Consider the following 10,654-nt stretch of genomic DNA (forward strand, 5'->3'; position numbering starts at 1 on the left):
CCCCAGCAAACTGCCCCCCAAGGAAACAGCGGGTACCCGTGATAGGACTGATTACCGGCGACCAAAACCCGCACACTGAAGTCATGAATGCAAAAGGAGGCGCGCCGCAGACCGGCACGACAAAAAGCATGAACATCACAACGATATCTTCAATTCTTGGTGCAGCTTACAAAGCTGCCCACGCCATTACGGGCACCGATGGCCCCAGCATAAGCATTATCACCGATCGAGCCCTGCCAGAGACCATCGCCGGCGTAAGCGATAAACTGCTTGATGTGGTCGAAAAAACGATTGAGATGGTCTACCGGGTGCGCCTTGAACAAAGCCAGCCAGTGATGTCTGCCCGCCTGATCCGCCAGGCCAACAACCTGTGCCAACTGGGTTTAACCTTTGAGGTGCGCTGCAATCCGGCCTCAGCCCGGGAATTGTTCGACACCACATTCATGAACGGTGAGTTTCAAGACCCGTCCATTTTTCTTGAAATGGGGGTCGAATCTGAAAACCACGCGTCATTTCGAATCGAGTTTGCCGCGCGTTGCACAGAGCTTCCGGCAGAAAAAATGATGAACTGCTGGCTGCAAGGCAGAATGGCCCACATCATTGAGTTTGGACGCCGGTCCAGAACCCGTGACCTGGAGCGCATGCTGAGGGCCTGTGGCTCCCAGGTCATGATTAGCCAAGCGCAAAGCCACGAAACCATCGACAATATCTTGCACGACGGCATTCGCATGAATCGCATGGTGGTGTTTGCCGACCTGTCGTGCTTCACCCTGACCATTGATCAGATTCAAGAGGTGCTGGACAACTGCCTGCGCAATGGCCACCTCACTGGGCGCTTCGACATTTATTTCCTGATCAACCCTTGGCATTTGGACGAATTACATCAGCGCCTGCGCAGCCAAACCGCCAAGCATTTGATTTGCCAGCCCCTGACCCGGCACCGCTTGTTTGGCAGCAAGGACAAGCTGCCGGTGATCAACACCCATTTCCCGGAAATTCCGCAAGAAATGACCGAAGGCAAGCAGATCTTGTTGGTCGAGGACAACGAACTCACCGCCAAACTGGTGGCCGGCTTTTTGCAAACCCGCGGCTTTGCTGTGCGGGTGGCTGCCACGGGTGAAGAAGCCATCGAATTGGCCTCAGAAGTGCTGTTTGATGCCGTGCTGCTCGACCTGCATTTGCCCAAAATGAACGGGTTTGACACAGCAACAGGCATCAGGCAAATTGAAAAGTATGCGGGAACGCCTATTTTGGCCATCACTGCCACGCGCGAGCGCTCAGATTTGCGGCGCTGTTTTGAGGTGGGCATGGATGACTGTCTGTCCAAACCACTCAATTTTAGCGAGCTTGCACGAAAGGTTCGATACTGGCTGACGAGCAGTGAACCGCTAAAAACCGGTGGATCATATTGCAATCAGTCACAAAACCAGGAGGGTTGGATCCATGAACCTAGAAATGTTGCAAGTTGAAATCAATGTGGACGAGGCGCTGGAGCGCTTGGGTCAAAATGAGGACCTGCTCTTTGAGATTCTTGAAGAAATGCTGGACCGATCCGGCGAAGACCTGGAACGGCTGGAGCAGGCCAAAGAAAAGTTGGATTGGACCACACTGGCCCAACATTCCCACTTTTTGAAGGGTATTCTTGCCAACTTGGCCGTGGTGCACCTTTTAAGCACCACTGAATCGCTTGAAAAAGCAGCGCGGGAAAAAAATCCATCGCAAGTGGAGCAACACTTCAAAGCCCTGCAGCTTGGCTTTGAGCGCCTGAAAGGCCTGATGAAAGGTCAGGGCGACCAGCTGCACTAAAAATATTTAGTTTTTAGGCGATGCCTAAAATGTTACAAAAAAAATTAAATTTGAGTTACAATTAGCAGCGTTTGGATCGGGAGTGGTCTCCATGCGCATGGACAATGCAGATTTGGAGTTAATTAAAACACTGGGGCGACGCTTTGGCGCAACACTCAGAAAGCTAGGTGACTTCAAGGTCCTTATCGACCCGGGTCACCTTAGCCGCGCTTTGGCTGAGCTTGAAGACATCCGAGCCGAACTCAAGCGCATGAACGTGGCCCACACCCTGAAAGATGGGTCTTTGGTCATCCGAACCGACTACATCATCCCCTTTTTGAAACCCGACGCCGAACGCCCCATGGGCATTGGCAACAAAACGCTGGACCTAAAAGACCCAGATACAATCCGCCGAGTCGCACTCAATTGCGGCTTAAGCCATTGGGTGTTTTTGGCCAAGCAACTGGACACAGAAGAAGAACGGCAAGCCTTCTTAGAGGCTTGTGTGAAAATTCTGGGAGAAAAGCGGGATGAGCAGCCATAAAAACCCGGCGAGATTGCTCAAGCTCTCGCCGGGAAAACCGCACTAGGAATTACATTTCGACCAAATTGTTGGCCATTCGCTTGGCCATCAGGTAGTTGGCCACGGCCTGCGACCTCGAATTGGCACGCAAACGTTCATAGGCCTGGCGCAAATGGGCCCGCACTGTTTCTGGGCTCAAGTTCAACTGCCGGGCAATCTGCTTGCCAGACAGGCCCTGAATCACCAAGTCCATCACCATCGCCTGTTTCAGCGTTAGCGGCTTGTCTACGCCGGGCAACTGAATGTCGCTTTGATATTCGTTGCGGGTTAGGTTGCGATCCAGGCCTGCGGTTGCGCTCTTTTCAAATTCAGACAAAGAAGTCAGCACATCTCGATAGGAGTGGGATCGACAAATCAACAAACTGCCCTGCTCATCGGCGGTTTGCTGCATTTCTGGGCTAAGGTGGTCAAGAAAGAAGATCTTTCTGGCTCTGGGGAAAGCATCTTCCACCTCGCTCATCAATGCCTGCTGCTCAGCCAATTCACCGTGCAGGTCGGCGATGACCGCGTCGGCGTCAAAGCGGAGCGTGGCTTCTACCTGGGCCACATCGCCGGAAACCGACACATCTGAATTGGGATAAACGGTCTGGGCCAGTTCCTTCATCACGATGGAGAACAGAGGCACCCGTTCAATAATGACAATCTTTTTCATAAAAACCTCGAACACAGAATATGTGTATGTAGGGTGAATTCTTACACGCTTGAACTAAAGGGGTAACTACCCAAAACAAGCAAACAGATTTGATGGTTTGTTGGCTTGATTCCCCAAAGTGGGGTACCCCTCTGCGCAAACGTCTGGCCCCACGATCGCACTTACACTGAGCTTACGCAGTAACTAGCGAGCGCTTGTTTCAACCATGCTACCCATTCTGATGATCATGTCACCTTTCAACCAGCAAACCTGCGCATTTGAGCTGCCGGGCACATCGCTGGAACGCATCGTCAGCAGCGCCCTGTGCGCAGAAAGGCTGGGGGTACTGTGGGCGCTCATTCCGCAACGTTGGAGTCAAACCAGTGCACAACATTTTTACGAAACACTTGGACTCATCAACAGCCCATTAAAAACCAGCTTGAAAACAGAAAGGCTGACAAATATCACCGCATTCAGAAACATCGACGACATGTTTTATTGCAGGCCATCGGAGCGACGGGTGATGCCTGCCGAAGAGCTTCAAACCAGATTGATGTTGCAACTCGAGCAAATCGACATCGACAACCGGCTTTATTTTCTTCATGGGCTGGAAGATTGCCTCTCAAGCTTTCACCGTCAAGAAATTCAACAAAATCCAACACTGCAAGCCACAGCACAACGGCTGTTTGCCATCACCCCGAGAGTGTCAAAATCACCAGAAAAGGTGGACTACCTGGAAGTTTGTCGTTTGCTGGCCAGTCTCATTGGCACGCTGGACGCGAACCACGCCAACATTCATGCGGCCGCGTCACTGCGCACCAAGGGCAAGCGGTCGATTAGAACCGAGGGCACCGCGGGGGATCAAGATTCAAACGACCTGTTTTTCTAAAAGCGTTTTTAAATGCGCCGCTCGACAGGCGTTTCTTCGTCCAAGCCCATGCGGAGCTCGTCGATCAAACATGCGCGTGAGAAGATGGCCACGGCATGAGCGATGTTGCGCACATTCATGCGTACAAACATTTCTTGAACGTGGCCACGAATGGTGCTCACCGAAATGCCCAAGGTTTGCGCAATTTCTTGATTGGACGCGCCTTCGGCGGCCAGCTTAAGAATCTGAACATGCCTGGGACGAAGGCCATACCGCACAAACTGGAACGGCATGGGCAAGTCTTCTCTGGGGAATGAGCGGTGAGAAATCAAACCGCATTCGCGCATCAACTCCCGAACCTCTTCAAACACCTCTTCGGCGGGTGTTAAAGGGTCAAGTACATACCTGAAAAACAGTGGCACGCCGGGAGGCACGCGCCCAATCAAACACACAGCCCCTCGGCGATGCATGTCTTGAAGGGTAGGCAACATGGGTTCTTGAGCGGATCCCACAAGCTCGTCTTGGTGCAGAAAGGCCACCTTGAAGCGCCTCATGCTGCGTTCAAAAGCGTCTTGATCGCGAAAGCGCACAATGCTAGCACGGGGGTTGGCCATTTGAATGACCATCACCACCACTGCCCCTAGAAGCGTGTTGTTGCCGATGAGGGCCACATGACCAGGCTCGAATTTGTCCACGGGTTCACTAACTCCTTTGGGTTAGGCGCAGTATGGCAAAATCCAACGGGGAATGCACCCACAAATTTAACTGCTTAAACGTCGATTAGAGGGTTTACACAGAATTGGAGCGTAATTCAGCGTCTTTTTTGGCCTGGAAATACAGCTCCACCGCCTGCGCGTTGTTTTTGGCACCCAGGCGGCTGAAGATTTCTGTCATGTGCTTGCGCACCGTGTCCAGGCTCATGCCCAGCGCACGCGCGGTCTCCTTGGCGGACAAACCGCTGGAGCAGCACTCCATGATTAACACCTGCTTGTTGGTCAGTGGTTTGCTGCCGCCGCGAGCAATAATTTCGGACTGGTATTGGTTTTTTTCGCCCAAAACCTGCAAGGGGTTGTGCTCATCTGACAACAAACCGGCGTCTTGCAAAAGCTGGGCAACCCGCTCAAACAACACAGAAGGTTGTGCCCTCTTGCCCACCAGCTCATAGCCGGCCTCTAACACTTCGCTGCAGGTGGCCAGGCTTTCATCGGCGGTAAACACCAACAAAAAGGCATCGGGAAAGCGCTTGGTAACCACATCCAGGGCTGTCAAGCCTGTTGCATCGGGCAAACCAAGGTCAAGAATCACCGCCTTGGGCTCCAGCTCTGCTTGGCTGTTTAATTCGCTCAAGGACCCACAGATGTGGATAGACACCTCGGCAGAGCAGGAAAAAACCACCTCGCGGGTGATTTTGGCAACCAGGGGATGATCCTCTAGTATCAACAGGTCAGCAGCATTACCCATGGTCGTACGCCAAATTAACAGTTTGAAACAAACCTCTATGGCGAAAGTATACTTCAACCGCCTGGGCTGTGTTGCTTACCCCCAAACGGGTGTGGATGTCTTTAATATGTGAACTAACCGTGTTGGGGCTGATGCCCAGCGCCCTGGCGCACCTTTTTTGAGACAAACCCTTGGCCAGCAATTCGATGACTTCCATTTGCCGGGCGGTCAACACCCCCGACAGGGCTGCACAGCTTGCAGCTGCCTGGCTTGGGGGTGAAGGCTCTTTTTGATTGCTGACCAAACCAGCGGTGTCTAAAAACCCGCCAAGCGCCTGGTAAAAATCTTGAACTGTTTCACCCACTGGCAGATAACAAAACCGCATGCCATGCTTTTTTTTCGGCAAATCCATCAGGTGCTCGCCCATGGTGTGAATGGCCACGTGACGCACGCCCGCCACAGACAAACGCAGCAGCACGCCATCAATATCTTCCTGAGGCAAGCCAGACACACAAAACACAGCGCATGCGGCACGGGGCAAAGAATCCGGTAGCGCGCTGGCCTGAAGGGTTGTTACGCCAACCGTCGGCGCATAAGACAAAATCATTTGCTCCACCGCAGTGGCCATGATTGGGTGCTGCTCTAGAACAACAATGGGTTCTGGCATCATAAAAAGTCACACCGCACAATATACGCTCCCAGTGTAGGCCTGATTTACCTGTTTATCCAGCCAAAGTTAAAGTGCTGTATGCTCTCGGTAATAAAAGAATCAGTCTTGCATCAGAATGGATGAACCACTAATTTTGGAAGTTCAAGCGCTGGGCAAGCGTTATGCCGAGCTCAAAAAGCAAATGGTGGATTTTCGTCTGTTCACCCAGCCCCGTTTTGGACAAGACCTGTTGGATGAAATTCACAGTGTTCGCTCTAGAATGGTCGATCTGGGGGCGGCCATACCTCTTGAAGACGGCTCTATTATTGTAAAAACAGAATTTATTATTGCGTTTTTACAACCCGACCTGCCTGAGCTCTCTTTTGCAAGACGAAACGCACCTGACCTGTCCAACCCCGAGGTGGTCGAAAAAATAGCGCTGAGCTGCGGCTTAAACCAGTGGATGTTTTTGGCCAGCCGCTTGCCCACCGAAGAGCAAAGGGAAGACTTTTTGCGCCAGTGCGCGAAAATTGTGTCCGATAAAACCAGAGGCCAACTCTAAACCCTCAGATTTGACTAATTAAACCTATTTGAGTGCCATTACACTCGTGTTTTGCCAGCGACAACCATGAACGAATTGAGTCAATCCAACTTGAATAAGCCCTCCCACGTTGTCGGGATTGGTGCCTCGGCCGGCGGCCTAAGTGCACTGGAAGCGCTTTTTAATGCCATGCCGCTGAACACGAGCATGGCGTTCATCGTGGTGCAGCATTTGTCGCCAGACTTTAAAAGCCAAATGCCTGAACTCATAGAGCGGCAAACCAAAATGCCGGTGGTTTCGGTGTATGGCGAAGTTGAGATGCAGGCCAACACGATCTACCTGATGCCCCCAAAACACGAGGTGGTGGTTGAGGGCAACCGTTTGATTGCCTACGCACGCCCCGAGCACAGGGCCCTGCATTTGCCCATCAATATTTTTTTGCATTCCCTGGCATCGCATTGGGGCGAGCGCGGCATTGGCATTATTTTGTCTGGCACAGGCGCAGACGGCACCCAGGGCTGCCTTAGCCTGAGCGATGCCAACGGCGTTGTTATTGCCCAAGAGCCAGAATCGGCGCAGTTTGACAACATGCCGCTGAGCGCCATTGGCACAGGCTGTGTGGATGCAGTGCTCAAACCAGAAGACATACCCACTGCCATTATTTCCCTCACAAGCGACACCCATGGCTCTGCAGAACTGCGCAAAAAAAAGCACGAAGAGGCAGCCAGTGATGAAGTAGAGCCTGTTTTTGCGATGCTTCGCGACAAATTTGGCACAGATTTCTCACATTACAAACCGACCACCCTCTACCGCCGCATTCGCCGCCGCATCCTGATGCAAGACCCCGCGCCGGCGGTTGGCGATTATGTTCAGTTGCTGGCCAAAGACCCAGTGGAGCTTGAGCTGCTGTACAAAGACCTCTTGATTGGAGTCACCAGCTTTTTTAGAGACCCAGATGCGTTTGAGTCTCTGCGGAAATCATCGGCGCTGACCAACCTCATCTCTTCGCTGCCCAAAGACGGCGAATTCCGTGTGTGGGTGTGCGGCTGCTCAACGGGCGAAGAGGCCTACTCAATCGGCATTGTGTTGCTGGAGGCATTGGCAGAGCTTAAAATTTCCAGAAGTCTCAAAATTTTTGCCACAGACCTGCAAACCAGCGCACTTCAAATTGCAGCAGAAGGCGTTTACTCCGAGGAGTCGCTGCAGGCCATACCGCTTCAACTTCGCAGCAAATATTTTCAAGAAACCAACACCCATGAATTCAAGGTCAGCCCAACACTGCGGAAAATGATCATCTTCTCGGAACACAACATTCTGAGAAACCCGCCCTTCACCCGACTGCATTTGGTGTGCTGCCGCAACCTTTTAATTTATTTTAAAAATCAGGCGCAACTGGCAGCCATGACCTCGTTCAACTTTGCGCTGAACAAAAACGGCTTGCTGTTTTTGGGGGCCAGCGAAACCACGGGGAGTTTGTCATCCGACTTTGAACTTCTGGACCGTCACTGGAAAATTTACCGAAAAGTGCGCGAAAGCTATATGCGCACATCCTCGCGGGTCACCCCAACCTTCAGCCGCTTGACCTCCTATGAAGGCCAACGACCCAAAGACGACAGATCCCAGCCCCTGGGGCGGCTTTACAACACCCTGCTCGACCGTTTTATTCCCGCTGGGTTCTTGATTAACGAAAACAGTGAACTGCTGCATGTGTTTGGCGAGGCGTACAAATACCTTAAACCACCTGCAGGTCGAGTCACTGGCGAAATTTTCCCGATGCTGGGCAATGGTCTGTCCATTGCGCTTTCAACGGCCTTGCGAAACGTGCGCGAGCAGCCGGGCAAAATGACTTTCAGAGGCGTCAAAACCGATTCTGGCGATGAGTTGCTTGAAATCTCGGTGGACACGCTGTACGACCGAGTGGCCAACGCCAACTTTTTCATGGTCACCATCAAGCCCCAAGGGCAGCCTGACCTTTTACAAAACGGCATGCAGGAGGCGCAAGAATTTTCTTTCAGTGAAGAAACCGCAGAGTACGTCAAACAACTGCAGGCCGAGTTGCTGCGCACCCGCGAGGCTTTACAAACCAACGCTGAAGAATTGGAAACCAGCAACGAGGAGTTGCAAGCCAGCAACGAGGAGCTACTGGCCAGCAACGAAGAGCTTCAAAGCACCAACGAGGAACTGCACTCGGTGAACGAAGAGCTCTACACCGTGAATTACGAGCATGAAAACAAGATTTTAGAGCTCGACGCCATGTCTTCTGACCTTCGGCAATTGGTGAACAACGCCGATGCCGCCATTTTGTTTTTAGACAAGCTGTTCCAGGTTCGCGTATTCAACCCAAAAGCCACCACCATATTTAATTTGGTAGAGCAAGACATTGGGCGGGACCTTCGGCATTTCATGCCAAAAATTCCAGACCACCGCCTGACCGAAGATCTTCAAAAAACGCTAAGCTCCGGAAAAAACAGCGTGGCCTACATACAAACCCAGGATGAGACAACGCCAAAATGGTTCAAGCGCGAATGCAAGCTGTCTGAGGACCACACGTCCAGAGAGCACAGCATTGTGTTGTCTTATCAGGAAGAAACCCAGTCGTTTGTGGCCAGCATTCTTAACCAGGTGCTAATGCAATGCCTGGATGTCTACGATCTTGGGCACGGGTTTATCATCACCGACCAAAATTTCAGAATTCTGACCCAATCCAACAGACTGCCTGACGAGTTCGAAACCTGGCGGGTAGGCACAAGCCTGGCCGGTGTCTTGGATCACTCCAACCGAAGTACAGAGCACCGCAGCACCAAAGACACCTTCCCAGCGTATCGTGAAATCGAAATCACCATTGAAACCAAACGCCAGGCGGGCAGTGTGACGCAACAGGCCTACACTTTTCAGCTAACACGCTTCGAACTGGAGTTTTGTGATGCCTATGCCCTGATACGATTGCCATAGTCCTGAAGTTCAGGTTTTTTGGCAGGCAGTGTATCTTGAGCAAACCATCCATCGTCATTGTCAGCCCTGCGCTGGCCGATGCCAACAACGGCAATTGGCAAACCGCGCGGCGCTGGCAACAGTTTTTAAGCGAGCGCTTCCACGTGCGGGTTGTCAAAGAATGGCGAGCTGGGCCCACCACCGCTGGTGACCGATGCATGGTTGCCCTGCATGCCAGGCGCTCAGCCAGCTCAATTCAAGCCTGGGCGACACAACACGGCGTGGGCACCACGGGCAGCCCGGGCTTGGTGTTGGCACTCACGGGCACCGACCTGTACCGCGACATTGACAGCGACGTTGACGCACAACGCTCCCTGGCCCTGGCCAGCCATTTGGTGGTGCTGCAAGAAAAAGCCCCCCTGAGGGTGCCCGAAGAACATCGTGCCAAGGTGAAGGTAATTTTTCAGTCCACCACCTCCCGCAAAACCTTGGCCAAGGCCAAAACCCGGTTAAAGGTGCTGATGGTGGGGCACCTGCGCGATGAGAAAATGCCGCAAACCCTGATGGAAGCGGCGGTGTTGCTCAAGGCCTATCCCCATATTCACATTGACCACATTGGTGCCCCCCTGGACCCAGAGCTTGCTGAAGCGGCCAAGGCCACCATGCAAGCCTGCCCCAACTACCGCTGGCTGGGGGCCCTGCCGCACGAAGCCACGCGCAAGCGCATTCAACGGGCCCATGTGCTGGTGCATGCCAGCAAAATGGAGGGCGGTGCGCATGTGATCATGGAGGCCGTGTGCAGCGGCACACCGGTGCTGGCCTCGTATATTGATGGGAACATTGGCATGTTGGGGGAGTCTTACCCGGGTTATTTTGAGTTGGACAACGCCTTGGCCCTGGCCAATTTGCTGAGCCAAGTGGAGCGTGACCTGCTTGCACCGCAAGCCGCTCTTCCAAACAAACCCAGCCTGTACACCCGCTTAAGCAACGCCTGCGCGGCCCGAGCCGCCTTGTTTGCACCGGCCAAAGAACAACAATTACTGACGGAATTGATTCAACATGCAGTCCAGTGAACAACCCGTATTGCGCGACATTGTGCTGGTGGGCGGCGGCCACAGCCACGTGGGTGTGCTGCGCATGTTTGGCATGAAGCCTTGGTCCGGTGTTCGCCTCACCCTGATTTGCACCGACATTCACACCCCCTACTCTGGCATGTTGCCTGGGTA

Annotated in this window: 11 protein-coding genes; 7 read left to right on the forward strand and 4 right to left on the reverse strand. The window is 52.9% G+C overall.

Annotated features, from left to right (window positions below):
- Window positions 1–128: 128 nt before the first annotated feature.
- From ACEQU8_RS02655 to ACEQU8_RS02665, 3 genes are all read left to right on the forward strand, one after another.
- Window positions 129–1,469 (forward strand): response regulator, encoded by a 1,341-nt coding sequence (locus ACEQU8_RS02655; protein WP_370261274.1) that lies wholly within the window; start codon window positions 129–131, stop codon window positions 1,467–1,469.
- On the forward strand, window positions 1,444–1,806 hold the full coding sequence (locus ACEQU8_RS02660) for an Hpt domain-containing protein (RefSeq protein ID WP_370261276.1): 363 nt from the start codon (window positions 1,444–1,446) through the stop codon (window positions 1,804–1,806). Before ACEQU8_RS02655 ends, ACEQU8_RS02660 begins: the two co-directional genes overlap by 26 nt.
- A 91-nt stretch (window positions 1,807–1,897) precedes the next feature.
- Complete coding sequence (locus ACEQU8_RS02665) at window positions 1,898–2,329, forward strand: hypothetical protein (protein ID WP_370261277.1); 432 nt, start codon at window positions 1,898–1,900, stop codon at window positions 2,327–2,329.
- A 49-nt stretch (window positions 2,330–2,378) separates the two neighbouring features.
- Here the strand turns inward: ACEQU8_RS02665 and ACEQU8_RS02670 are convergent, their stop codons facing one another.
- The gene (locus tag ACEQU8_RS02670) at window positions 2,379–3,020 is read right to left on the reverse strand and encodes a response regulator transcription factor (RefSeq protein WP_370261278.1); all 642 of its coding nucleotides are present in this window, start codon (window positions 3,018–3,020) and stop codon (window positions 2,379–2,381) included.
- Between the two features lie 226 nt (window positions 3,021–3,246).
- On the opposite strand from ACEQU8_RS02670, the gene ACEQU8_RS02675 reads away from it, so the two are divergent.
- Window positions 3,247–3,888, forward strand: a complete 642-nt coding sequence (locus ACEQU8_RS02675) for a hypothetical protein (protein ID WP_370261279.1) — start codon at window positions 3,247–3,249, stop codon at window positions 3,886–3,888.
- 8 nt (window positions 3,889–3,896) lie between these two features.
- On the opposite strand, the gene ACEQU8_RS02680 is transcribed toward ACEQU8_RS02675, so the two are convergent.
- The 3 genes from ACEQU8_RS02680 to ACEQU8_RS02690 all read right to left on the reverse strand — a co-directional run bounded on the left by ACEQU8_RS02680 (window position 3,897) and on the right by ACEQU8_RS02690 (window position 5,977).
- A complete protein-coding gene (locus ACEQU8_RS02680) occupies window positions 3,897–4,562 on the reverse strand; it encodes a response regulator transcription factor (RefSeq protein ID WP_370261281.1) in 666 nt (221 codons plus the stop codon).
- Between the two features lie 94 nt (window positions 4,563–4,656).
- Window positions 4,657–5,328, reverse strand: a complete 672-nt coding sequence (locus ACEQU8_RS02685; protein ID WP_370261282.1) for a LuxR C-terminal-related transcriptional regulator — start codon at window positions 5,326–5,328, stop codon at window positions 4,657–4,659.
- On the reverse strand, window positions 5,321–5,977 hold the full coding sequence (locus ACEQU8_RS02690) for a LuxR C-terminal-related transcriptional regulator (RefSeq protein ID WP_370261283.1): 657 nt from the start codon (window positions 5,975–5,977) through the stop codon (window positions 5,321–5,323). The genes ACEQU8_RS02685 and ACEQU8_RS02690 overlap by 8 nt, the downstream gene beginning before the upstream one ends.
- Before the next feature lie 115 nt (window positions 5,978–6,092).
- On the opposite strand from ACEQU8_RS02690, the gene ACEQU8_RS02695 reads away from it, so the two are divergent.
- The 3 genes from ACEQU8_RS02695 to senB all read left to right on the forward strand — a co-directional run bounded on the left by ACEQU8_RS02695 (window position 6,093) and on the right by senB (window position 10,501).
- Window positions 6,093–6,518, forward strand: coding sequence for a hypothetical protein (locus tag ACEQU8_RS02695; RefSeq protein ID WP_370261285.1), 426 nt, complete (start codon window positions 6,093–6,095; stop codon window positions 6,516–6,518).
- Window positions 6,519–6,584: 66 nt separating this feature from the next.
- Complete coding sequence (locus ACEQU8_RS02700; RefSeq protein ID WP_370261286.1) at window positions 6,585–9,449, forward strand: chemotaxis protein CheB; 2,865 nt, start codon at window positions 6,585–6,587, stop codon at window positions 9,447–9,449.
- A gap of 35 nt (window positions 9,450–9,484) precedes the next feature.
- Window positions 9,485–10,501, forward strand: a complete 1,017-nt coding sequence (gene senB / locus ACEQU8_RS02705; protein WP_370261287.1) for a selenoneine biosynthesis selenosugar synthase SenB — start codon at window positions 9,485–9,487, stop codon at window positions 10,499–10,501.
- The last annotated feature ends 153 nt before the right edge of the window (window positions 10,502–10,654 follow it).

The sequence above is a fragment of the Limnobacter sp. genome (genome assembly GCF_964228395.1).
GTDB lineage: Bacteria > Pseudomonadota > Gammaproteobacteria > Burkholderiales > Burkholderiaceae_B > Limnobacter.

Coding starts and splice junctions, on each gene's coding strand:
- ACEQU8_RS02660 (WP_370261276.1), top strand. CDS start 1,444: ATGAACCTAGAAATGTTGCAAGTTGAAATCAATGTGGACGAGGCGCTG.
- ACEQU8_RS02675 (WP_370261279.1), top strand. CDS start 3,247: ATGTCACCTTTCAACCAGCAAACCTGCGCATTTGAGCTGCCGGGCACA.
- ACEQU8_RS02655 (WP_370261274.1), top strand. CDS start 129: ATGAACATCACAACGATATCTTCAATTCTTGGTGCAGCTTACAAAGCT.
- ACEQU8_RS02685 (WP_370261282.1), bottom strand. CDS start 5,328: ATGGGTAATGCTGCTGACCTGTTGATACTAGAGGATCATCCCCTGGTT.
- ACEQU8_RS02665 (WP_370261277.1), top strand. CDS start 1,898: ATGCGCATGGACAATGCAGATTTGGAGTTAATTAAAACACTGGGGCGA.
- ACEQU8_RS02670 (WP_370261278.1), bottom strand. CDS start 3,020: ATGAAAAAGATTGTCATTATTGAACGGGTGCCTCTGTTCTCCATCGTG.
- ACEQU8_RS02700 (WP_370261286.1), top strand. CDS start 6,585: ATGAACGAATTGAGTCAATCCAACTTGAATAAGCCCTCCCACGTTGTC.
- ACEQU8_RS02695 (WP_370261285.1), top strand. CDS start 6,093: ATGGATGAACCACTAATTTTGGAAGTTCAAGCGCTGGGCAAGCGTTAT.
- ACEQU8_RS02690 (WP_370261283.1), bottom strand. CDS start 5,977: ATGATGCCAGAACCCATTGTTGTTCTAGAGCAGCACCCAATCATGGCC.